Below are 23,946 nucleotides of genomic sequence, written 5' to 3'. Positions count from 1 at the left end.
TAAACAAGAGATAATATATAGAAGTGACCGATTTCCTGGGGGTGCAAGCTTCATGACTTATGAACTCAAAATTGATGTCTCGCCTGTCTATGAACTGATCGACAGCTTTATGTTATATGTAACGCGCAAATGGATCTCCAACCTGGATATGGGTCCGGACTGGATACGTGATATTGACGGCCGCATTCCTCCGCAGCAGGTATCTATGCTTAGGCAGGCAGCCGAATGGCCGTTTACCGATTATGATGTCCTGTATGTGTGGGCTTACCGGCGCCGTCCGGCTTCGAAGGTATTGCAGTTCCTCTCAGAACTGGAATCACAGTCACTGGAAGAGTGCTTTGAGCAGACAGCGCCGTTGTTCCCGGATTTCACCATAGAAGAATGTGCACGGATCAAGCAGGACTATCCGCCGCTTCTGCGGCTGTGGTACGAGCAGTATTTCCGCCATACCGAGCAGAAGCTCCTGCCGCTTCTGATTGAGGATGCTTCCGAGAAAAAAATGCTGGAGAGCAAAATGGGCCCGGCAGCGCTGATTGAGTATGCCTCAGGCGGTGTCGTCATCGAGGATATACCTGATCTGCAGACCGTGGTGCTCATTCCTACGATTCATAACCGGCCGATTAATATGTATTGCTTCTATAATACATTAATGATTATCCAGTACCCGGTAGATGTTCCTTCAGATAACGAGGATGAACCGCCGACCGTTCTGCTCCGCTTAGCCAAAGCGCTGTCCGATCCTACCCGGCTGAGGCTGCTGCGTTATGCCGCACATGAGCCCAAGACCTTATGGGAGCTTCAATCTGTACTGGGCCAGACCAGCGATACTATGATGCACCATCTGCTGATGCTGCGTGTTGCCGGATTGCTGCGCGTTCATCTGGGCAGTGAAGGTGAAGGCAATGAGCGTTACAGTGTCCGTCCGGACGGCGCTTCCGATCTGCAGATGTTCCTGGAGTCCTATATTCGTTTATAATAGCTGTACACAAGCAGTGATTGCTGAATAACATACAGGTTTAGGAGTGAGCGTTATGAAATATTTGCCGCAACAAGTTATTTTTGATCTGGACGACACCCTGGTGCATTGCAACAAATATTTTGACCTCATTTTGGGGCAGTATTTCGAGCTCATGTCCGGCTGGTTCGGGGAATACGGCCCGACCACCGGCGAATTCCGCACCAAACAGGTAGAAATAGATGTTGAAACGGTCAGCACCAGCGGCCTGGCCAGCGACAATTTCCCCAAATCGCTGATCGCCACCTACCGCTTTTTCTGCGCCAAATATAACCGACCTATGGATTCCTACCATGAGCAGCAGCTGATGAAGCTCGGACTCAGTGTGTATGATCAGGAGGTAGAAGCCTATCCCGGCATGGTGGAGACCCTCGATGCACTGAAGCATGACGGGCACGACCTGTACCTGTATACCGGCGGGGATGATACCATTCAGCAGCGCAAAATTGAGCAGATGAAGCTCGATGTCTATTTCGACGACCGGATCTTTATCCGCCAGCATAAAAATATTGAATCCCTTGAAAATATCCTGGTCGCCCATCCGTTTGAACGCCAGCGCACCTGGATGATCGGCAATTCCCTGCGTACTGACGTGCTTCCGGCCTTGACTGCCGGCATTAACAGCATCTATCTGAAGCAGCAGAATGAATGGCTGTATAACCTGATTGAGCTTCAGCGCGAGCTGCAGCAGTCGGTCATGACCATTTCCTCGATCAGTGAGGTTCCGCCGGTGATCCGCACCGCTTCCAAGCTCCAAAGTCACGGCTGACAATAAGACCGGCCTCCTGTTACAAATGCCATAGGCATACTGCACAGGTAACATTTATACTGTTTGAGTAGATTTTTTCAAACTCATTCAGGAGGTAGGAATGAACAAGCAAGCAAGTCCTAACCGCACACCGAACAAGCAGTCTGCCCGGAACAAATCCGGCTCCCGTCTGCTGCCCATGCTGCTGGGAATCATCGCAGTTATTCTGGCAATCGTACTTATCTACGTTATCACGGACGGCAACTCCAAAGAGGCAGATGTGCTCGAAGGTCTGCCTAACTATACGGATGTGAAGGGTACGATTGTGGTTGACGGCCTGAAATATGAGAAGCAGCCGCGTCTGGGCAATCCTGAGGCCAAGGTCAAGGTCATTGAGTTCGCCGATTTCAAATGCCCTGCCTGCAAGAAATGGACCGAGGCTAATCTGGATACCTTCATCAAAGACTATGTTGATACCGGAAAGGCTGAGCTCTATTTCATGAACTTCGCTTTTATTGACCGTGACTCCTACCTGGCAGCCAGTGCCGGGGAAGCGATCTATAAGCAGAGCAACGAGAAGTTCTGGGAATATGTTCATAAGCTGTACGCCAATCAGGGCGATGAGAGCACCATCTGGGCCACCCAGAAATTTATCCTTAACTTCGTCAAAGAGAACATTGAAGGCATCGATTACGCCTTGTTCGAGCAGGATGTGAAGAACCACACCCACATGTTCGACGTTAAAGAGGATTTCAAAATCGCCGGGGCATACGGAGTTAACGGCACACCCAAGTTCATGGTGAACGGTGTCCTTCTGCCGGATTCCTCCTATGAGGGACTGACGGCTGCGATCGAGAGCAGTCTGGCTGAGGCAGCGAAATAACGGTTTGTTCCTGTAAAAGAAGAGGATGCAACGTGCCGGATCTACTGCGGCATGGCTGCATCCTCTTTTTTGGGGCTTGTCTTCCCGTCGACCCTGGAAGGGCAGGATTATTCTACACTGAGCTGCCCGGTATCTGCATTCGCCAGTATCAGCTTGCCTTCAAGCGGCGCTCCGTCCTCGTCAGCCAGCTTGAGCTTACCGGTCTTCCCCTTCTCGATCAGCGCCTTAACCTGGGTGTCCGTCAGTGTCCGCCCGTGCGTTTCCTTCCAAATCACGAACTTGCAGCCCTCTTTGTAATGGGAGCAGCCGTAGCCCTTGCGGCCCATGAAGATGGTGCCGCCGCAGCCGGGGCGCGGACAGCTGCCGATAATCTTCGGTCCGCCGCTCCCCTGCTCTGCAGGCTTGGCTGTTCTTGCAGCGGCTGGCTTGGCGCCGCCTCCACCGTCTCCGGCACTGCTGCGCTTGCGTGCAGCGGCCGGCTTGTCCGCAGCTACCTTGGACGCTGCCCCGCTGCTCCGGCTTTTGGAGCCGGCCCGGATAGAAGGCGTTTCGCCTTCAAAGGAGGTTTTGGCCGCCCGGGACTGGACTTTAACCTTGTCGACAATCATGGAAGCGAAGCGCTTGACGTTCTCCATGAACTGCCCGTCCGCCGCCGTGCCCCGGGCAATCTCATTAAGCCGCCGCTCCCATTGCCCGGTCATCTCCGGTGAGGTCAGCAGCTCGATGCCCGCTCCGCGGATCAACTCGATCGCTGTCCGCCCCTTCTGGGTAATCGCGATTTTTTTGCCCTGCATTTCCACATAACCGACGTTTTTCAGCCGCTCGATGGTTGCTGCACGGGTAGCCGGTGTACCGAGCCCGGAGTCCTTCATGACATCGCGCAGCTCCTCGTCCTCAATCTGCTTGCCCGCGCTTTCCATTGCTTTGAGCAGGGTGCCTTCGGTGTAATGCTTGGGCGGCTGCGTATCCTTCTCTTTGACCACCGCATCGCTGCACAGCACTTCATCCGCAGGGGAGACGGAGAACGGCTCATTCACCTCAATCTCCTCTTCCTCCTCCTCGTCCTTGCCTTTTCCTTTGGCCGGCTTAGCCTTATCCTTCTTCTGGTCGGCATAGATCACCTTCCAGCCCAGACTCAGCAGTTCCTTGACCGTAGTCTTAAAGGTCTCGCCCTCCACCTCCGTTAGAACGGTATGCACCTTATACTCGGCGGGCGGATAGAACTGCGACAGGAAACGGCGCACAATCAGATCGTACAGCTTGGCTTCATCTGCACTCAGCCCCGATGCCTTGCGGTTCGTCGGCAGGATCGCATGGTGATCCTCTACCTTTGACGGATTGCAGACAAATTTATTGCCTTTATGGACCAGGCTGCGGTTCGCACCCTTGACCAGCTCATCGTAGGAGGTGCCCTGCAGCGCATTCAGCGTCTTATGCATCTCCGGGATGTTCTGCTCGGTAACGTAGTTGGAGTTCGTCCGCGGATAAGATATAACCTTATGCTTCTCGTAGAGCGCCTGGGCGATATCCAGTGTTTTTTTGGCCGAGAAAGCGTATTTCCCGTTCGCCTCACGCTGCAGCAGCGTCAGATCATACAGCTTGTTCGGATACTCCTTCGTATCCTTAACCTCATAGGAGGCGATCCGGCCGGGTTTTCCCTTAACCTTAAGGGCCAGCGCGTCAGCCTTCTCCTTGTCGGTCAGGCGGTCCCCCTGCCACATGCCTTTATAGACAACCTCATTCTGGGCAAAATGACCCTCCACCTCAAAAAACTTCAGCGACGAAAACGCCTCAATCGTTTTTTGCCGGTCATAGATCAGCGCCAGGACAGGCGTCTGCACCCGTCCAACTGACAGCAGTACATTATGCTTCGTAGTAAAAGCGCGGGAGCCGTTCATCCCGATCAGCCAGTCCGCCTCGCTTCGTGCCCGGGCCGCTTTGGTCAGATTCTCATATTCCGAGCCGTCCTTCAGCTCCTGAAAGCCTTTGCGGATCGTCTCCGGCGTCAGGTCTGATATCCACAGCCGCTTTACAGGCTGGTTTAGCTTTAGATGCCGCTGGATCAGTGAGAAAATATGCTGCCCCTCCCGCCCGGCGTCACAGGAATTGACGAGCAGATTGCTGCGTTTTGCCAGCTCGCCAATTACCTTCAGCTGGTCAATGGTACGGGCATTCGGAACCAGCTTGAATGAATCAGGGATGATCGGCAGGTCGTTAATATTCCACTTTTTGTATTTGACATCATAAGCATCCGGCTCTGCAAGCCCGATAAGATGCCCGATTGCCCAAGTAATGATGTATTGATCCCCTTCCAGATAGGAACGGTGATTTTTGGCCTTCGGTTCTATTGCGGCGGCGATATTCCGCCCCATGTCCGGTTTTTCCGCAATAATGAGTGTTTTCAAAAAAAATCGCTCCTTACCCTTCATTGTTCCAAAATGCATCCAGATTTTTTATTATACCATTTTGCCAAAATAATTACCTGCTATTAATCTTGTATGATCATTGAATAGAGAGAAGCCTTTGGATTATAGTGGAGAAAGAGCTCAAAAACAGGAAGAAGGGAACGTACTATGATTATTAACCGGCAAGAATTTCAGGTAAAGGGTCTTCACTATACAATCCGCTCTGCAATCCCCGGGGATGCAAAGAAGCTGTCTGCCTTACGACTGCAGGTTGACGGTGAAACAGAGCATATGGACCGGATTCCCGGTGAAGATTATATTGATGAGGAAGGATTCAAAGCTATCATTGAGAAGGATACGAATCATCCGCATAATATATGTCTGGCAGCAGAAATGAACGGGCAGATTATCGGCTATTCGAGGTGTGCAGGATATGATCTGAGGCGGTTTTTGCATAAGGCAGAATTCGGAGTTGGTGTCCTTAAGGAATACTGGGGATTCGGCATAGGGAGAAATCTGCTGAAAGCTTCTATAGATTGGGCTGACGCTAACGGTATTACCAAAATGATTCTAAGCGGTGTTCTGGAAATGAATGAACCTGCCGTCCGGCTGTATAAAAGCCTTGGTTTTGAAATTGAAGGACTGCTGAAGCAGGACCGCATTTTGTCAGACGGAAAATATTACAGTACATATATGATGGCGAGATATAACCCTGCATGAGCATGCTGACCGATCCCTCCAAGTAATGCTGATAAGCAGCTCCCCGCTCATCGGCTGATGCTGATTAGCGGGGGGCCGCTTATTGATACAGAAGGACATAACGAAGGTACCAGCTTATCCATTACGTGGATCAAGTATTGTTCAATTTACCCTGCACCCGCGATACAGCCTCTGCGCTGCCGACAACCTCTTTCGTACCGCTTCTCCGGTCCCAGAACTCTACCTTCCCTTCACCAGCAGCTTTGCCGACTACCAGCACAACCGGAATGCCGATCAGCCCGGCGTCCTTGAACTTCACTCCGGCGCGTTCGTCCCGGTCATCCAGCAAGGCTTCAATACCCAGCCTGCCTAGCTCCCCGTATAACGCTTCAGCAAGCAGAGACTGCTCCTGATCCCTGGCGGACAGCTGCAGAATATGCACCTGGTAGGGTGCCAGTGCAGACGGCCAGAGCAGACCTTCCTCATCATGGCTCTGTTCAGCTATTGCAGCCATCAGGCGTGAGACGCCGATACCGTAGCAGCCCATAATTATCGGCTTGCTGCTGCCGGAAGCATCCAGATAGACGGCACCGAGCTTCCCGCTGTAACGGGTGCCCAGCTTGAAGACATGGCCGATTTCAATTCCTTTATGAAACTTGTATACGCCCGTTCCGCATTTTGGACAAGTCTCACCCTCGGAAGCATTTCTTATATCCGCTATATGCTTCAGTTCGAAATCACGCCCAGGCACAACATGCCTAAGGTGGTAATCCTTTTCCCCGGCTCCGGTAACTCCGCTATTCATCGCTGCAACCGCCTTGTCAATAATCAGCCGCAGCTTCAGGCCGACAGGTCCGACATAACCGCTTTCTACACCTGCTCCTTCCTGAACCGCATCATAATCAGCAAGGCTTATTTCGTCAAGGCCCGCGGCAGCAGCCAGCTTGAGCTCATTCACCTCATGGTCACCGCGGACCAGCACGGCAAATAGGCTGCCGCCGCCGCTGTAAACCAGCGTCTTGATAATACGGTGCGGTGCGATCTGCAGCTCCTGCTCGAGCTGGCCGATGGTCCGTATTCCCGGTGTATGAAATCTTTCTGCTGCAGGCTGATCTGCCTGGTCCGAACCGGTAAGAATCCCTGCTGTACCACCCTCAGCTTCTTCCAGATTAGCAGCATAATCACAGCTGGTGCACACGGCAAGCGTATCTTCACCTATTTCCGCTAAAGCCATAAACTCATGATTTCCGCCTTCACCGCCCATTGCCCCTGCATTCGCCTGTACAGACTTGAAATTCAGCCCGCAGCGGGTAAAGATGCGCTCATATGCTTTGAATATACGGCTGTAAGCATCATCAAGACCCGCCCAGTCTGCATCAAAGGAATAAGCATCCTTCATCAGGAACTCTCTTCCCCGCAGGAGACCTGAACGCGGACGGAGCTCATCACGAAACTTGGTCTGAACCTGGTACAGCGTAACCGGCAGCTTCCGGTAAGAGCTTATTTCTCCCCGGACCAGCGCGGTTATAGCCTCCTCATGAGTAGGCCCGAGTACAAATTGGCGGTCATGGCGGTCCAGCATGGTCATCAGGTCTTTACCGTAAGGCTCAAAGCGGCCGGACTCTTTCCAGAGCTCGGCAGGCAGCAAAGACGGAAGCTGGACCTCCTGGGCTCCGGCACCATCCATTTCCTCACGGATAATATGCTCGATCTTACGCAGTACCTTGCGGCCCAGCGGCAAATAGCTGTATATTCCTGAAGCGAGCATCCTGATATATCCGGCACGCAGCAGCAGCCTGTGGCTGGCCGTTTCCGCTTCCGCCGGTGCATCTCGCAGTGTGGTAAGTAATAGTTGGCTTTGACGCATTAAGAATCATCTCCTCTGATAGGTTGCGACAACATTGATCATCGCGGAAATCTGCTAAAACACAAAAAAGACGCATTCGCCAGGGACGAATGCGTCGTGTTACCACCCTGTTTCGACTCCCGCAAAAAAACCGGGAAATCCTCTATCCGGATAACGGCCGGAGCCGGCAGTAAATAAAGGTTAACCTTCATTACTGCAGCTTTCAAGGCAGGGTGTACTCCCGTCGCGGTTCGGAGGACCTTTCAGCCGGTGAATCCTCTCTCTGTTCTAGCGATATTCAGGAATGCAGATCCTTGGTCAATGCTGCTGCGTTATTGAATTGTTATTAAATGTATACTAAGCAACAAATTGCGTCAAGCCCGTCATCAAACAGCCATAATTTATAACGTTTCACCCCTCTCCTTGTATACGCTTACACCTTTCATACGGTCTGTAAATTAAATGTTTCCTGTAAACGCTCTGACATATGAATTTTTTTTGAAAATAAACCGAAATAATCAATAGAGCATTTCAAGAGGAAGCTGCCTGCTGGTCAAGCCTCTATGCATATGCATCCAAGGGGGAGTCATAGCCATGTTCACAAAAATCAAAAATGCTGTTTACAATCTCACATCCCGTTCACTGCAGAGAAAAATGCTGTTGCTTTTTACCGTAATGCTGGTTATTCCAGTTGTGCTGGTAAGCTACTTTTCTTACACCAGCTCCAGTAAGCAGCTGGAGTTCAGAATGCAGGAATCCATGCACACTAGCGTAGACCTGCTGGCAGAAGGCATTAGCGAATCAGTTGCTGCAGCCAAACAGAATGTCTCACAGCTCAGCCAGCAGCTGACCTCTGCCAATCTGGATAACAAAACCTCTGCTACACGTACGCTTATAGAATTATTTATAAAAGAGCATCCAGAGCTTGAACTCTTTGTAGCCGGCAACGAGAGCGGAGCCTGGATGAAAGCACCGGACCCGGGCCCGCAGGATTATGATCCCCGGACCCGCGACTGGTACACCGCAGCACTTGGCAATCCCGGTAAAGTTACCCTTACCGACCCGACAATATCCATGACAACCGGCAACTATACCCTGTTCATCTCCAAAACACTCCAGGACGGCAAGGGTGCCATTGCCACTACCTTTAATCTGAAGGCATTAAGCGACCGGATCAGTAAAAATAAGCTTGGCAAAGAAGGCTATTACTATGTTGTAGACCGGAATAATAAATTTGTATCCCATCCGCTAAAAAAAGCCGGTGAGGACATCGCACCTTACGTCGCTGAGCTGCTGGCCGGCGGCCAGGGACAACTGGCTTACACCAATCCTGATGACGGGCTTGATATGAGCGGCTATTATATGACTGATCCTGAAACAGGCTTCACTGTGGTAGGTGTCATCAAAACCAAAGAATTTTCTGACGCTTCACTCCCTGTATTATTTAACGGGTTAATCGTCCTGGGCTGTGCACTGGTAGTCGCACTCTTTCTGATGTACTTCGTGGTCAGAGCCATTTCACGTCCTATCATCAGGCTCAACCGTTCTGCCCGGCGCGTCAGCGAAGGATACTTGAATGAACAGATTACCGTAGACCGTGCCGATGAGCTCGGTGATCTGGCCAAAAATTATAACCTTATGGTAGAATCACTGCGCAACATTGTCACTGATATCTCCGAAACCTCCGGACTATTAGCCGCATCCAGCCAGCAGCTGACCGCCACAACTGAAGAGAATGCTACAGCTACAGCTTATGTGGCCCGGATGGTCGAAGATTCATCCGCCGGAGCCGAGACACAGTCCGCGGCCATGGTTGAGACGTCGCGCGCGATGGAGGAAATGTCCTCCGGCATTCAAAAAATTGCCGAAGCAGCATCTTCCATCGTCAGCTCCTCGGCAGATACGGAAGCTGATGTCCACAGCGGCAGCGAGAAGATTAATCAGGTCAGCCGGCAGATGGATGCAATCCGTGAGTCCACCCACCTGTCATCAGAGCTGATCGGCCAGTTGAACGGCCTGAATTCACAGGTATCCGCAATGAGCAGTGCGATTTCGAATATTGCCGCGCAGACCAATCTGCTGTCGCTGAATGCCGGGATTGAGGCTGCCCGCGCCGGAGAGCATGGCCGCGGCTTCGCCGTAGTGGCAACTGAAGTGCGGAAGCTCGCTGACCAGTCTAAAACAACGGCCGGTAATATCCAAGATACCATTGAACAGATGACCGTCCTTATTGATCAGACCTATGAGACTATCCATACCCGGGTATCGGCTGATGTGGATCTGGGAATTCAGGTTACAGAAGAAGCAAAAGCGGCATTTGCGAATATTGAACAGTCTGCCGCCAAAATCAACGGCCAGATTCATGATATCTCCGCCGTTACGGAGCAGATGTCAGCCGGAGCTGAAGAGGTCGCCGCTTCGGTGGTCGAGATCTCCAATATTGCCCGCAATACCTCAGATGCATTCCAGAGTGTGACGGCAGCTACAGAGGAGCAGCTTGCATCAATGGATGAGATAATGGCCTCCTCAGGCGAGCTGTCCAAGATGGCTTCAGCCCTGCAGGTTAAAATCGAACGCTTCAAGCTGGAAGACTAAGCCTTTCGCCCGGACGAAGGCTGAAGTTGTAAAAGGATGCCTCACACTAAGTGATGGCATCCTTTTTATGCGGCAAAAACAAAAACCGCCCCACCAGCGAATGCCGGAAGGACGGATTATATACTTCGTGCATGACAGGCTAGACGAGAACGGTGGAACCCATCAGATATTTATCAACCTCGCGGGCAGCTGCGCGGCCTTCATTGATCGCCCAGACTACCAGGCTCTGTCCGCGGCGCATATCGCCTGCAGCGAAGACTTTATCAACGTTTGTATTGAATTTGCCGTAGCGGGCCTTAACGTTGCTGCGGCGGTCCGTATCGAGGTTCAGCTCCTGAATGATATCCTGCTCAGGTCCGTCGAAGCCAATCGCGATCAGCGCAAGCTGAGCCGGATAGACTGCTTCAGTTCCCGGTACTGGCTGGTAAATCTTGCGGCCGGTTTCGTCCACCATACGGCGGATTTGCACCGTGTGCAGCTCCTTCAGGTTGCCCTCTTCATCACCGACAAACTTGGTTGTCATAATGGAGAATTCACGCGGATCGTCACCAAAGATAGCTTTGGCTTCCTGCTGTGCATAGTCAAGGGTATACACATTCGGGAACTGCGGCCAAGGATTGGCAATCGGATCACGCTCAAGCGGCGCTTTGTCATGCGTGCCGAACTGGGTAATGCTCTTGCAGCCGTGGCGCAGGGAGGTTGCTACACAGTCGGAGCCGGTATCCCCGCCGCCCAGTACGACAACATCTTTACCTGCGGCTGAGACGTAGTTACCGTCCTCCAGATTTGAGTTCAGGTAGCTCTTGATTGTTCCGGTCAGGTAATCCATTGCGTACATTACACCGTTAAGCTCGCTGCCCTCAACATTGAACCGGCGTGCTTTGGTTGCCCCCCCGCACAGGACTACAGCATCATACTCATCAACGAGCTGCTGTGTAGGGATATCTTTGCCGATCTCGGTGTTCACAACAAAGGTGATGCCTTCAGCGGCCAGCAGATCCACCCGGCGCTGAACGACACGCTTATCCAGCTTCATTGTTGGAATGCCATATGTCAACAAACCGCCGACGCGGTCACTGCGTTCAAATACAGTTACTGTATGTCCGGCTTTGTTCAGCTGCGCTGCAGCGGCAAGTCCGGCAGGCCCGGAGCCGACAACAGCCACTCTTTTACCGGTACGCTTCTCAGGCGGATTAGGGACAACCCAGCCTTCCTCAAAGCCTTTATCAACGATAGCAAGCTCGATGGTCTTGATCGTAACCGGCTGGCCGATCAGACCGACGGTACAGGAGCCTTCGCAGGGTGCAGGACAGATGCTGCCTGTAAATTCAGGGAAATTGTTCGTCTTGTGCAGGCGCTCCAGCGCTTCCTTCCACAGCCCGCGGTAGACCAGATTGTTCCACTCGGGAATCAGGTTGTGCACCGGGCAGCCAGATGTGCCGCCGGTCATATCAATGCCGGTATGGCAATAGGGGGTTCCGCAGTCCATGCAGCGCGCACCCTGTGTGCGGAGCTCATCCTCGGTAAGGTGATGGTGAAATTCTTCCCAGTCTTTAATGCGCTGCTCAGGATCCCGGTCACCTGGGAGCTGCCGCTTATACTCCATAAATCCAGTAGGTGTAGACATATTTACGTTTCCCCCATCCGTTCTCTTCGTGTTGATGTATAGTACATTGTAGCATACTGCGGCAGATTCGTGTCGATTCAGCGCAATGAAGTACCTGCACATTCTATACTATTTTTAAGTTTAGCAATTCTAATTTTAACTATAGTAGCATTCAATACTTTCGCACTGTAATGGATTAATCTGCTGATTATTTGTACTATTTCACATGTTGTGTCAGAGAAAACGCTTTTTCGTTAAAGCGTACGTTCGTAGACGTAAAAACGGTAATCATACGGGTTCTGCTCATTACGAATTCCCTGTACGCATGAGATCTCTTCCCAGTCTTCCCAGCCGACCACCGGAAATTTCGTCTCACCGGCAAATTGCTCATGAATCCGGGTCACTAGCAGCTTATCCGCATAGGGAAGCATCATCCCGTAGATTTCAGCTCCGCCGATAATCATCAGCTCATCGTCCTTGCGCCCTTCAGCGACTGCTTCCTCCAGTGAATGAATCACTTCTGCCCCCTCAGGGGCAAAGCTGGTATCCCTTGTTATCACGATGCTCGTTCTGCCCTTGAGCGGCTTGCTGCCGAGCGATTCCCAGGTTTTGCGGCCCATCAGCATTCTTTTGCCCAGCGTCTGTTCTTTAAAATAGGCAAAATCCAGCGGCAGATGCCAAGGCATATCATTATCTTTGCCGATCACATCATTCTCCGCCATCGCCCAAATCATAGTGATACTCATATTTATGCCCTCCTTTTCCAAGAATCATCATGTCCCGGAAAGATTAAATGGCAACCGGTGCTTTAATCCCCGGGTGATATACATACCCTTCAAACTCAAAGTCTTCAAATGTATAATCAAAAATACTCTCCGGCTTTCTGAGGATGTTCAGCTTAGGCAGCGGATGCGGTTCTCTGGACAGCTGGGTGGCCACCTGCTCCAGATGATTTGTATAAATGTGCACATCGCCTCCGGACCAGATGAAGTCTCCTACCTCATAGCCCGTCTGCTGGGCAACCATATGGGTAAGTAAAGCATAGCTTGCAATGTTAAAAGGCAGGCCGAGAAATGTATCCACTGAACGCATAGTCAGCATACAGCTCAGCTTGCCGTCAGCCACATAGAATTGGAACACAAAGTGGCAGGGCGGAAGCTTCATCTGCTCTATCTCTCCTACATTCCACGCGCTTACAATATGACGGCGGGAATCCGGGTTGTTCTTAATGGAACCAATAACCGCAGCGATCTGATCAATATGCCGGCCGTCACTGCTCTCCCAGGCACGCCACTGTGAGCCGTAGACCGGTCCCAGTTCACCGTTCTCATCTGCCCATTCATCCCAGATCGACACACCGTTTTCTTTCAGATAAGAGATATTGGTATCTCCCTTCAAAAACCACAGGAGCTCATGAACAACGGATTTCAGATGAATGCGCTTGGTCGTAACCAGCGGAAAGCCCTCGGACAGATTGAAACGGAGCTGACGCCCGAACACGGATATGGTGCCTGTTCCTGTACGGTCGCTTTTTGCCGTGCCGTGATCCAGTACATCCTGAAGTAAGTCTAAGTAGTTGCGCAAAAGTTAAACTCATCTCCCCTTTTTTTCTTCTCCCAGTTTACCATGACCTGACCACCCTTGTAACTTACTTCAGCGCAGAAAATGCAATTTCCTGTCGTTCACTATCCTTCTGCGCACAGTGATTTCCTTTGTACGAAAATAGTGGGAAGTCCGGCTGTATTGTTGTTCACCCCGCATACATTCGCTCTGCTGTTATTCCCAAATCAGCAAATCTACAGTGTCCGCAGCTGCTGTCAGCTTAGCCTGGCCTCCAACAGGAAAAGTAAATATCGGTGAGGTGTGGCCGAAGTTCACGTCAGCGGCGACCGGAAGATGCAGCAGCTCCTTTTTGCTCTGAATGATTGTAATCAGCATGTCCTTTGTTACTCCGGATGCCCGCTGAAATCTGCCGATGACGAGCCCTCTAACCTGCTCAAAGCCCGGCTGATGAATCAGAGACTGAAGATCACGGTCAAAGACCTCCGGCCCCGATTCAAAATCATCCTCCACAAACAGAATGGCGTCCTTCAGGCTTGGCATGTATTCCGTGCCCTGCAGCAGGTTCAGCGTACACAGATTGCCGCCGATGATGATGCCCTCTGCTGGACCGGAACAGATCGTATATGGCCCTTCACTCGGCTCAAAGCACCTGTTCTCCTGATCCAGAAACCACGCATCATCACTCCAATATGCCGAAGGCTGCACCAGGACAGGTTCATCCTCCATCATCATCCGGATAAAATGCCGGACCGTATATTCATTGCCGCGGCGCATGGCGAAGGTGGAGAAGTGGGGACCTGAATAGGTAATCAGTCCGGTCTTCCGGTAAATGGCACCGCTAAGCGCAGTAATATCGGAGAAGCCGCAGAGACGCTTGGGATGGTCTGCAATCAGCTTGTAATCAAGCTCCCGCAGCAGCTGGTTGCAGTTATACCCTCCCAGCGTGGTTAGTATGCCTTTGACCGCAGGATCACGGAAAGCCTCATGAATATCCTCTACCCTGGAGCGGACTGAAGACGAGGAGAAATGATCCATTTCATAAGCGTGCTCTGCAAAAGTTACCTTAAAGCCGTAGCCCTCCAGCAGCCTGAGAGAAGCCTCAATTTGTTCCGGTGCAATGATGCCGAGACTATTAGACGGGGAGATGATACGGATTTCGTCGCCGGCCTGCAGTTTAGGTGCTTTCATTGGGATGACTCCTCTCCTTGTTCATTTTTTATGTAAAAAGAAGAGACCCCCTCAGCCATTACCATGACATTGGGAGTCTCTTCTATGATGATTCTGCTTAACAGCAGACGGTAATGTATTATTTCACTACGTGGATTGGATGTCCTTCTACCAGCTCAGCCGCTTCCATGACGATTTCGCCAAGGGTTGGATGTGCATGGATTGTCAGAGCGATATCTTCGAGCGTAGCGCCCATTTCAATTGCCAGACCCAGCTCAGCAATCAGGTTGGAAGCTTCCAGACCAACGATTTGCGCACCCAGTACGAGGTTGTTCTCGCTGTTAGCCACAATCTTGATGAAACCTTCCGGAGCGTTCAGGGAAACCGCACGGCCGTTGCCCGCGAACGGGAATTTGCCGGCTTTTACCTTGTAGCCCTTGTCCTTAGCTTCTTTCTCAGTCAGGCCGACGCTGGAGCACTCAGGATCGGTGAACACAACAGCCGGGATGACTTTGTAATCAACTACGGATTTGTGGCCGGAGATGGCTTCAGCAGCAATCTTGCCTTCGTAGGAAGCTTTGTGTGCCAAAGCAAGTCCTGCAACGATATCGCCGATTGCGTAGATGTTAGGCACGTTAGTGCGGCCCTGATGGTCTACTTTGATCAGACCGCGCTCGTCCAGCTCAACGCCGATCAGGTCAAGACCCAGCTCGCCGTCTGTATTCGGACGACGGCCTACAGTCACAAGCAGGTAGTCTGCTGTAACTTCTTTGGTTTCGCCGCCTACAGAGTACTTAACGGTTACTTCCTTGTCGTTCTGAACTGCACTTTCCGCTTTGGCATTCGTTACGATCTCGATGCCGGTCTTCGCCATGTTCTTGGCAACCAGACGGGTCATATCTTTATCGAAGCCTGGCAATACAGTGTCCAGACCTTCGATGATCGTTACTTTAGTGCCGAATTTGGAGTACATTTGACCAAGCTCAGCGCCGATATAGCCGCCGCCGATTACGATCATGCTCTTAGGAATCTCTGGCAGATCCAGAGCTTCTGTCGAGGACAGGATACGTCCGCCGAACGGGAATGGCTTCAGCTCAATCGGACGGGAGCCTGTAGCGATGATGCAGTTATTGAATTTGTAGCGCGGGGATTCATGGTCATTGAACAAACGGGCTTCGTTTGTGCTGATGAACATTGCTTCGCCGCTGAATACTTCAATTTTGTTGCCCTTCATCAGGCTGGTTACACCGGTGGTCATTCTCTTAACTACACCGTTTTTGAACTCCTGGGTTTTGGCCCAGTCTACCTTTACGTTCTCGGCAGTAACACCGAAAACATCACCGTGCTGTGCAGCCTCATAGCTGTGAGCTGCAGAGATCAGCGCTTTGGAAGGGATACATCCGCGGTTCAGGCAGACACCGCCGAGCTCCGATTTATCTACAATGAGGACTTTTTGGCCGAGCTGGGCGGCACGAATTGCCGCCACATACCCGCCGGGACCTGCACCAATAACCAATGTGTCGATTTCAATTGAAGCGTCTCCGACTACCATTTATTACACCTCCATAACTAACATATCAGGATTTGCAAGCAGGGTCTTAATGTAATTCATGAAGTTCTGTGCAGTTGCACCGTCGATGATACGGTGGTCAAAGCTCAGGGACAGCGCCATAACCGGAGCTGCTACGATTTCACCGTTCTTCACAACAGGCTTCTCAGTGATACGGCCTGTACCCAGAATCGCAACTTCAGGGAAGTTGATGATCGGAGTAAAGAACATACCGCCGGCGGAACCGATATTGGAGATAGAGATCGTGCTGCCCTTCATTTCATTAGAAGTCAGCTTGCCGTCGCGTCCGCGAACAGCCAGATCTGTGATTGCACTTGCGATCATCCAGATGCTCTTACGGTCAGCATCCTTGATTACCGGCACGATCAGACCATTGTCTGTATCTGTAGCGATACCGATGTTGTAGTACTTTTTGTACACAATTTCATTAGTGGTTTCGTCAATCATTGCATTAAGCGCAGGGAACTGACGGGATGCGGCAACCAGAGCCTTAACGATGAACGGCAGGTAAGTAACCTTAACGCCCTTCTTCTCAGCAACAGGCTTCATGCGGGTACGGAAAGCTACCAGCTCAGTAACATCCACTTCGTCCATGATGGTAACATGCGGCGCTGTGTATGCCGATTTAACCATAGCATTGGAGATGGCTTTGCGGATACCCTTGAATGGTACGCGCTCTTCTTCCAGGCTGGCATTGCCTGACGCAGCTGGTGCTGCCGCTGGCGCTTTAGCTTCTGCTTTTGGAGCAGCTGCTGCAGGTGCAGACGCCTCTGCTGGTGCTGCTGCAGCCGGAGCCGCGGAGCCGCCCTTCAGGAAGGCTGCAACATCATCATGTGTAATCTTGCCGTTTTTGCCGCTGCCGTTCACCTTCGCAAGATCAACACCTTGCTCACGTGCGGCTTTGCGGACGCTAGGAGTAGCCAGAATATCACGGTTAGGTGCCGGAGCAGCAGCCTGTGCAGCGGCTGGTGCTGCTGCAGCTTCCTGTGCTGCCGGAGCTTCAGCGTGGCCGCCTTCCTGCTGTGGAACTTCGCCTTCTGCAGCGATAATAGCCACAACTTCGCCTACACGGCATACCTGTCCGTCTTTAACACGGACTTCAGTTACAGTTCCGTTAACCGGGCATGGCACTTCAACTACTGCCTTATCGTTCTGTACTTCCATGATGATATCATCGTCAGTTACTTTATCGCCGACTTTGATGTGCATCTTGATGATTTCACCCTCATGCAGGCCTTCACCCAGCTCAGGGAAACGGTATTCAAAGTTTACAGCGCCGCCAGCTGATGGAGCACTGGTTCCCGGGGAAGAAGTAGTATCTGCTCCGCCTTTAGCTGCATCTGCTTCCTGGGAAGCTGCTTCAGCCGGATGGCCGCCTTCCTGCTCAGGAACATCGCCTTCTGCATCAATGATTGCTACAACTTCACCAACGCGGCATACCTGGCCGTCTTTAGTGAATACTTCAAGCACTGTGCCGTTAACAGGACAAGGTACTTCTACCACTGCCTTGTCGTTTTGCACTTCCATTACGATATCGTCATCGGTTACTTTGTCGCCGGCTTTGATGTGCATTTTAATAATTTCGCCTTCATGCAAACCTTCGCCCAGCTCCGGGAACCGGTACTCAAATTTTGCCACCTTGATAACCTCCTAAAAGTTTTTAGCTTCATTTGGGATAGCGAAAACATTCGCTTAATGTATAAGTATATTGCAGAAAGTGGTGCCGCCCTTTGTGCAAGGACGGCAGAAATAATCTCTATTAGAATTCCAGAACTTTCTTCACAGCTGCTACAACGCGTGCCGGTGTAGGGATCCAGCTATCTTCGATCTGTGCGAACGGATAGATGGTATCCGGACCTGCCACACGAAGTACAGGTGCTTCAAGGTGCAGAATTGCTTTTTCATTGATTTGCGCGATAACCTCAGCGGCAACACCGGAGCTCTTCTGCGCTTCTTGTACAACAATTGCGCGGTTAGTCTTCTTAACAGAAGCTACGATTGTATCAATATCAATCGGGCTAACCGTGCGCAGGTCGATAATTTCAGCCTTAATGCCTTCCTTTTCCAGCTGATCAGCCGCTTTGGTAGCAGTATGTACCATCAGGCCGTAAGAGATGATTGTTACATCAGAACCTTCACGGACAATATTAGCCTTGCCCAGTTCAACAGTGTACTCACCTTCAGGTACTTCAGCGCGGAACGCATGGTACAGGTTCAGGTGCTCCATGAAGAATACAGGGTCATTATCGCGGATCGATGCGATCATGAGACCTTTGGCATCATAAGGGTTGGAAGGAATAACAACCTTGATCCCCGGACTCTGTGCAATCAGGCCCTCAAGGGAATCCGTATGAAGCTCAGCAGCCTTAACGCCGCCGCCAAACGGAGTACGGAATACGACTGGAGCGTTATATTTACCGCCGGAACGGTAACGAAGGCGTGCAGCCTGGATAACGATCTGGTCAAGTGCTTCATAGATGAAGCCGACAAACTGAATTTCTGCGATTGGACGGAAACCTTGGATTCCCAGACCAAAAGCCAGACCGCCGATTGCGGACTCAGCGAGCGGTGTATCAAACACACGGTCTTCGCCAAAATCTTTCTGCAGCCCTTCTGTTACGCGGAAAACGCCGCCTACATTACCAACGTCTTCCCCAAAGATCATAACATTAGGGTCGCGATTCAGTTCAACGCGCAGTGCGTCACGAATTGCTTCTTTCATATTCATTTGTGCCATTGCCTGATATCCCCCTTATTCGAAATCGGCTTTTTGCTCTTCCAGATGTTTCGGAGTTACCTCGAACATGCTGTCGATCAAGCCTGAAACGGTCATTTTTTCGGTTTGCTCTGCTTTTTTGATCTGCTCATTTACAGTCGCTTTCGCTTCTTCTCTTACGCGCAGTGTATCTTCTTCGGTCCACAGGCCTTTCTTCTCCAAATACTTGGCAAGACGGGCGATAGGATCCTTCTCGTTCCATTGGCCTTCTTCATCCTTGGAACGGTATTTGCTGGCGTCATCTGAAAGGGAATGCGGACGGAAACGGTAAGTTACAGCTTCAATCAGCGTAGCGCCTTCGCCTTTGCGTGCACGTTCTGCAGCTTCCTGAACCGCAGCGATTACAGCAAAGACGTCCATGCCGTCTACCTTGATTCCCGGAATACCTACAGCTACTGCTTTGTGGGCAATGGATTTGGATGCCGTCTGCTTAGCAAACGGAGTAGTAATCGCATAGCCATTGTTCTGTACGAAGAAGATTACCGGCAATTTGAAGCGACCGGCAAAGTTCAGGCCTTCATAGAAGTCGCCTTCGGAAGAACCGCCGTCACCAGTATAGGTGATTGCAACATTCTGCTGTTTCTTCAGCTTGAAGCCCATTGCAATACCGGTAGCATGCAGAATCTGCGCGCCGATGATAATCTGCGGCATAAGTACGTTTACGCCGTCCGGAATCTGTCCGCCGTGCTGATGACCGCGGGAATACAGGAAAGCCTGATATAATGGAAGTCCGTGCCATACCAGCTGTGGAATATCGCGGTAGCCCGGGCATACGAAATCTTCTTTCTGCAGTGCGAATTCACTGCCGATCATGGTTGCTTCCTGTCCGGATACCGGAGCATAGAAGCCAAGACGGCCCTGACGGCCAAGGTTAACGGCACGGTCATCCCAAGTACGGGTAAAGACCATACGGTACATAATTTCTTTCAGCTGATCATCGGTAAGTGCAGGCATTTTCTCTTTGTTGATAACCTCTCCATCCGGAGAAAGCACCGAAAGGGCCTCCACGTCCTCTGTATACACTTCATAAGGAACTCTAGTCATCATCTTCACCTCAATAAAAAAATTTGAACATCAGTGGTATCTGTTATAGAATTATTATACACCTGTTTTATATGTTTCGTCAAAGAAATACGCATAAAATTTATGTTTCCATAAATTTTGTATGTATAACAGGATATTTAATATCATATAACAGATTTAAGTTTTTCGAGCATGTAAATGATTTTTAATACATTTACCGCTTGGGTAATTTTAACGCAAGCGCATGTGTAATGCAAAATTCGACAAGAAAGGCGACGATATAGTCATGAGCGAACCTGTTTTTCTGAAACGTACAATTGTTAAGCAAACCCTCTGGAGTGAACAGCTGCAGGAGGAACGCAAGCTCCGCATTTATCTTCCCCCGGGCTACAATGAAGTACTCAGCTATCCCGTAATCTATTGCCAGGACGGCGAGGAATTCTTCAACTTCGGCCGTATTGCCACTATCGCCGGACAGCTCATTATTGAAGAAGATGTTGAACCCTTCATTATTGTAGGCGTAGAGGTAAACGTTGCCGTCCGGACTCAGGAGTATGCTCCCTTCGGCAGCCGGTTCAGGCAGTACCTTTCCTGCTTCGCCGAAGAAATTATTCCCTTCATTGAGCACAATTATCCGGTCCGCCGCACGCCTGATCAGCGTATCATCGCCGGTGACTCTCTGGGCGGCAGTGTTTCGCTGCATCTGGCGCTTGCCTATCCGGGCTTATTCAGCCGTGTGCTTAGCTTATCCGGCGCTTATTATCCCGAATCCCGCGATATCATCGCCCAGGAGGAGGATCTGTCCTGGCTTACTATTAATATGGTAGTAGGACTACAGGAGACAGATTACCAGACCGATACCGGCGTATACGATTTCGTGCAGATGAACCGGGATACCAAAGCCCTGCTTGAATCCCGCGGAGCCACCGTCTCCTACCGGGAGAAGGACGGGAAGCATCTTTGGGGATTTTGGCAAAAAGAACTCCCAGAATCATTACTCTATTTCTTAACCCCATGAAACAGCTTAAAATGACGAAACGGTGAACGAACAGCTAATTTATGTATAGATGCTGACTGTTTACGCTTCCAATAGGAGACGGGCACACGGTGCCCGTCCTTCTTTTTTCAAGGACGGTACCGGATATATATCTCCTTGGCTACAGCCTTTCCTCTGCTATTGTATCCAGCAGTACATCACAGCCGGCATCAATGAGGGCATAGACCTGTTCAAAGTTACCTGTGAAGTAAGGGTCGGGCACCTCACGAAGTTCTTCATCCGGAAGCAGCTCCATAAAAGTCAGCAGCTCCGCCTTCTCTCCTCCGGGGAGCTTGCGGACATTCACCACGTTTGAATCATCCATACAGACGATATACTGGAAGCTGTCAAAATCATTGCTGCTTACAAGCCGTGCAGTCATATCCGCGTAGCTGATTCCCTTCTGATCGAGAATGCGCCGGGTCCCCTCATGGGGTACGTGCCCGATATGCCAGTCTCCGGTTCCCGCTGAATCCACCTTAATGGATTCCTGCAGGCCGCGCTGCGCAATTTTGCTGCGGAGAACGGCTTCCGCCATCGGCGAACGGCAAATATTGCCCAGACATACGAATAATACGTTTACGATTTCTCTCACCTCCCGGCAGGGTTCTGATGTTAAGACTTAAGAGCGGTATCTATTCTACCTACTATATATAGAAGGAACCCGCTATATCCATTTTAGCGTTACCGGCTGCAATTGTACAACTTTTAGGATTGCTTTATACTTTGTGGAGGATGACGAACTATAAACAACAATAGAGGAGGGAGATTGCTTTGCCATCCAATCGCGTGGTTATCTTCGCCGGGGGTGAGCTGTCTGCGGACTTTTTACGCCATATTGATGAAGAGGATTTTATTATAGGAGCAGATAGAGGGGCCTTGTTTCTTGTTGAGCATGGCATCAAGCCTGATATAGCGGTAGGTGATTTTGATTCTGTCAGTCCAGAGGCGCTGGAACGCATCAGGGCAGGCAGCAAAGAAACGGTCACCTGCGATCCCGTAGACAAGGATTTGACAGACAGCGAGCTGGCACTTGATCTGGCGCTGAATACCCTGCCTGAATCCATCCTGCTTATGGGGGTTACTGGTACAAGAATGGATCACACGCTGGCCAGCATCCAGATGATGACAAGAGCGCTGCAGCGCCAGGTAAGCTGTTCTATAATGGACACTCATAACTATATTACTCTTACCGGTTCCCAGTCGCTGGTTCATGAACAGGGCTATACCTATGTCTCCCTGCTTCCGCTGACACCAGAGGTAACAGGGATTACACTGCAGGGCTTCCAGTATCCGCTAGATAACGCGACCCTTAAGCTGGGCCAGTCCTTAGCTGTCAGCAACCGCCTGCTGGAAGAGACCGGTACGGTTACCATTGAAAGCGGCCTGCTGCTGATCATTCAGAGCAAGGATTAATACATATCGGAGACATCGTTGTAACCTTTGTTTCAAAAGTGTAAAACCGGGATTCCCCTTGATCCGCATGGGTTTCCCGGTTTTTTTGTGCTGTTCAGAGCTGTAAATATTAATATTTTGTAACTTTTAATGTTTTTTTAATATAACGCTTCCAATCCAGGCAGGGCTTGATTCCAAGGCAGTTATGGAAAATTATAGGCTATACATAAACTGCTATACTACGAAACAGAGGAAGAAGAATACAAGAAAGATATAAACCTGGGAGGTATTTCAGCATGAAAAAGCACCAATGGTTCAAACAAGCAGTTATCGTAGGAATGTGTACTACAATCGGCTTGAGTACTCTGATGGCTACCGGAGCCGGCACAGCACCTGTTGCTGCCGCTTCTGTGACAGCCTCAACCGGACAAAGCATCGTTAACCTGGGCAAAAAATACTTAGGCACCCGTTATAAATTCGGTGCATCCACTTCAACAACAAAATACTTCGACTGCTCATCTTTTACAAAATATATCTTCTCCAAATATGGCGTTAACCTGCCGCGCACCTCTGTGGCACAGTCCAAAGTAGGAAAAGCAGTGTCCAAAGACAATCTCCGTGTAGGCGACCTCGTATTCTTCTCCAGCGGCAGCAGAGCCAACGGGAAAAATGTTACCCATGTAGCAGTCTACGCCGGCAACGGTAAAATTCTGCACACATACGGCTCACCGGGCGTAACCGTATCAGACCTGAACTCGGGCAACTGGAAAAAAACATATCTGAAGGCGCGCCGCGTACTGTAGACCTGCAAGATAGCCTGCAGCTCAATGACCCGCAGGGCTGCTTTCCGGCGCCTTCAGCATATATCCCGTTCCGCGCACGGTCTGAATCAGCTTGCTCCGGTGACCTTTATCCACTTTCATGCGGATGTGTCTGATGTATACATCGACGACATTGGTATCTGCATGAAAATGGTACCCCCATACATGCTTTAGAATCTCATCCCGCGGACAGATTTCCCCATGACGTACAGCAAGGTAATGAAGCAGATCAAATTCTTTAGGCGTCAGACTGAGCTGAATTCCGTCACGGCTGACCAGCCGCCGGCCGGAGTCCAGCATCAGGCCGTCAATTTTGATCAGGGATTCGTGCCCCCGCCGCCGTCCGGTGAGCCAGAGCAGATTCATTACTCTGCACCTGAATTCTCCGGTGTGCAGCGGCCTCATCATGTATTCATTACCTCCAGCCTCGAATACGGCTACGGCTTCCTCTCCGCTGCCTTCGCCAGCTATCACCATCACCGGTATGAATACCCCCTGTGACCGGTACTCCGATATGATATTCCACCCCTGCCAAGCCCCGGCATTGCTGATTTCCGCAAGCAGCAGCACAGGCCGCACCCTGTCCAGTAATAAGCGAAGATCCCCGGGATCTTCGCTTATTACCGTATGGAGCCCAAGCTCACTTAGCAGCTGCTCCATCTGACGGTGCGCTTCTGCCTGCGGCAGGAACCCTCCGGTGCTTCCGCCATCGGCAGAAGATTGATCTTCCGTAAACCAGGCGACTATTTCATTCATTCTTTGTACCCCGCATCCATTCAGCCTTGCAGTGCGGTATGA

At 50.9% G+C, this 23,946-nt stretch carries 20 protein-coding genes; 8 read left to right on the top strand and 12 right to left on the bottom strand.

The window, feature by feature from the left end; genetic code table 11:
• Positions 1 to 52 precede the first annotated feature (52 nt).
• The 3 genes from BN3772_RS08100 to BN3772_RS08090 all read left to right on the top strand — a co-directional run bounded on the left by BN3772_RS08100 (position 53) and on the right by BN3772_RS08090 (position 2,646).
• Entirely contained in the window at positions 53 to 976 is a 924-nt protein-coding gene (locus BN3772_RS08100; protein ID WP_042198569.1) for an ArsR/SmtB family transcription factor, read from the top strand.
• Between the two features lie 55 nt (positions 977 to 1,031).
• The gene (locus tag BN3772_RS08095; protein WP_042198567.1) at positions 1,032 to 1,784 is read left to right on the top strand and encodes an HAD family hydrolase; all 753 of its coding nucleotides are present in this window, start codon (positions 1,032 to 1,034) and stop codon (positions 1,782 to 1,784) included.
• Positions 1,785 to 1,884: 100 nt separating this feature from the next.
• Complete coding sequence (locus BN3772_RS08090; RefSeq protein WP_042198565.1) at positions 1,885 to 2,646, top strand: DsbA family protein; 762 nt, start codon at positions 1,885 to 1,887, stop codon at positions 2,644 to 2,646.
• 107 nt (positions 2,647 to 2,753) lie between these two features.
• Here the strand turns inward: BN3772_RS08090 and BN3772_RS08085 are convergent, their stop codons facing one another.
• Positions 2,754 to 5,051, bottom strand: a complete 2,298-nt coding sequence (locus BN3772_RS08085; RefSeq protein WP_042198563.1) for a type IA DNA topoisomerase — start codon at positions 5,049 to 5,051, stop codon at positions 2,754 to 2,756.
• 168 nt (positions 5,052 to 5,219) lie between these two features.
• Here BN3772_RS08085 and BN3772_RS08080 point away from each other — a divergent pair, with 168 nt between their 5' ends.
• Complete coding sequence (locus BN3772_RS08080) at positions 5,220 to 5,771, top strand: GNAT family N-acetyltransferase (RefSeq protein ID WP_042198561.1); 552 nt, start codon at positions 5,220 to 5,222, stop codon at positions 5,769 to 5,771.
• Between the two features lie 130 nt (positions 5,772 to 5,901).
• Here BN3772_RS08080 and BN3772_RS08075 read toward each other — a convergent pair whose 3' ends face one another.
• A complete protein-coding gene (locus BN3772_RS08075) occupies positions 5,902 to 7,617 on the bottom strand; it encodes a proline--tRNA ligase (RefSeq protein ID WP_042198559.1) in 1,716 nt (571 codons plus the stop codon).
• Positions 7,618 to 8,190: 573 nt separating this feature from the next.
• Between BN3772_RS08075 and BN3772_RS08070 the strand changes: the two genes are divergently transcribed.
• On the top strand, positions 8,191 to 10,191 hold the full coding sequence (locus BN3772_RS08070) for a methyl-accepting chemotaxis protein (RefSeq protein WP_042198557.1): 2,001 nt from the start codon (positions 8,191 to 8,193) through the stop codon (positions 10,189 to 10,191).
• A 139-nt stretch (positions 10,192 to 10,330) separates the two neighbouring features.
• Here BN3772_RS08070 and BN3772_RS08065 read toward each other — a convergent pair whose 3' ends face one another.
• The 8 genes from BN3772_RS08065 to pdhA all read right to left on the bottom strand — a co-directional run bounded on the left by BN3772_RS08065 (position 10,331) and on the right by pdhA (position 19,917).
• Positions 10,331 to 11,818, bottom strand: a complete 1,488-nt coding sequence (locus BN3772_RS08065) for a glutamate synthase subunit beta (RefSeq protein ID WP_042177287.1) — start codon at positions 11,816 to 11,818, stop codon at positions 10,331 to 10,333.
• A 233-nt stretch (positions 11,819 to 12,051) separates the two neighbouring features.
• Positions 12,052 to 12,543, bottom strand: coding sequence for a dihydrofolate reductase (locus BN3772_RS08060; protein WP_042198556.1), 492 nt, complete (start codon positions 12,541 to 12,543; stop codon positions 12,052 to 12,054).
• A 43-nt stretch (positions 12,544 to 12,586) separates the two neighbouring features.
• Positions 12,587 to 13,381: a thymidylate synthase gene (gene thyA, locus BN3772_RS08055; protein ID WP_042198555.1), complete on the bottom strand. Its 795-nt coding sequence runs from the start codon at positions 13,379 to 13,381 to the stop codon at positions 12,587 to 12,589.
• Between the two features lie 192 nt (positions 13,382 to 13,573).
• Positions 13,574 to 14,548, bottom strand: coding sequence for a S66 peptidase family protein (locus BN3772_RS08050; RefSeq protein WP_042198554.1), 975 nt, complete (start codon positions 14,546 to 14,548; stop codon positions 13,574 to 13,576).
• 118 nt (positions 14,549 to 14,666) lie between these two features.
• Positions 14,667 to 16,079 carry a dihydrolipoyl dehydrogenase gene (lpdA, locus tag BN3772_RS08045; protein WP_039873749.1) on the bottom strand — a complete coding sequence of 471 codons (1,413 nt, stop codon included), beginning with the start codon at positions 16,077 to 16,079 and terminating at the stop codon, positions 14,667 to 14,669.
• Positions 16,080 to 16,082: 3 nt separating this feature from the next.
• On the bottom strand, positions 16,083 to 17,735 hold the full coding sequence (locus tag BN3772_RS08040; protein ID WP_042198553.1) for a 2-oxo acid dehydrogenase subunit E2: 1,653 nt from the start codon (positions 17,733 to 17,735) through the stop codon (positions 16,083 to 16,085).
• 121 nt (positions 17,736 to 17,856) lie between these two features.
• The gene (locus tag BN3772_RS08035) at positions 17,857 to 18,834 is read right to left on the bottom strand and encodes an alpha-ketoacid dehydrogenase subunit beta (RefSeq protein ID WP_042198551.1); all 978 of its coding nucleotides are present in this window, start codon (positions 18,832 to 18,834) and stop codon (positions 17,857 to 17,859) included.
• Positions 18,835 to 18,849: 15 nt separating this feature from the next.
• Entirely contained in the window at positions 18,850 to 19,917 is a 1,068-nt protein-coding gene (gene pdhA, locus BN3772_RS08030) for a pyruvate dehydrogenase (acetyl-transferring) E1 component subunit alpha (protein ID WP_042177294.1), read from the bottom strand.
• 265 nt (positions 19,918 to 20,182) lie between these two features.
• Here pdhA and BN3772_RS08025 point away from each other — a divergent pair, with 265 nt between their 5' ends.
• Positions 20,183 to 20,914, top strand: a complete 732-nt coding sequence (locus BN3772_RS08025; RefSeq protein WP_042198550.1) for an alpha/beta hydrolase — start codon at positions 20,183 to 20,185, stop codon at positions 20,912 to 20,914.
• A gap of 139 nt (positions 20,915 to 21,053) precedes the next feature.
• On the opposite strand, the gene BN3772_RS08020 is transcribed toward BN3772_RS08025, so the two are convergent.
• Positions 21,054 to 21,518 carry a low molecular weight protein-tyrosine-phosphatase gene (locus BN3772_RS08020; protein WP_042198959.1) on the bottom strand — a complete coding sequence of 155 codons (465 nt, stop codon included), beginning with the start codon at positions 21,516 to 21,518 and terminating at the stop codon, positions 21,054 to 21,056.
• A 188-nt stretch (positions 21,519 to 21,706) separates the two neighbouring features.
• Here BN3772_RS08020 and BN3772_RS08015 point away from each other — a divergent pair, with 188 nt between their 5' ends.
• Both BN3772_RS08015 and BN3772_RS08010 read left to right on the top strand, forming a co-directional pair.
• Positions 21,707 to 22,348 carry a thiamine diphosphokinase gene (locus BN3772_RS08015; protein ID WP_042198548.1) on the top strand — a complete coding sequence of 214 codons (642 nt, stop codon included), beginning with the start codon at positions 21,707 to 21,709 and terminating at the stop codon, positions 22,346 to 22,348.
• Positions 22,349 to 22,623: 275 nt separating this feature from the next.
• Positions 22,624 to 23,130, top strand: coding sequence for a C40 family peptidase (locus tag BN3772_RS08010; RefSeq protein WP_042198546.1), 507 nt, complete (start codon positions 22,624 to 22,626; stop codon positions 23,128 to 23,130).
• A 21-nt stretch (positions 23,131 to 23,151) separates the two neighbouring features.
• Here BN3772_RS08010 and BN3772_RS08005 read toward each other — a convergent pair whose 3' ends face one another.
• Positions 23,152 to 23,904, bottom strand: a complete 753-nt coding sequence (locus tag BN3772_RS08005) for a response regulator transcription factor (protein ID WP_052380418.1) — start codon at positions 23,902 to 23,904, stop codon at positions 23,152 to 23,154.
• Positions 23,905 to 23,946 lie beyond the last annotated feature (42 nt).

This window comes from Paenibacillus camerounensis (assembly GCF_000723885.1).
Lineage (GTDB): Bacteria > Bacillota > Bacilli > Paenibacillales > Paenibacillaceae > Paenibacillus_AQ > Paenibacillus_AQ camerounensis.
Note: the sequence above shows the minus strand (reverse complement) of the source record. Positions and strands in the feature narration are given on the sequence as shown.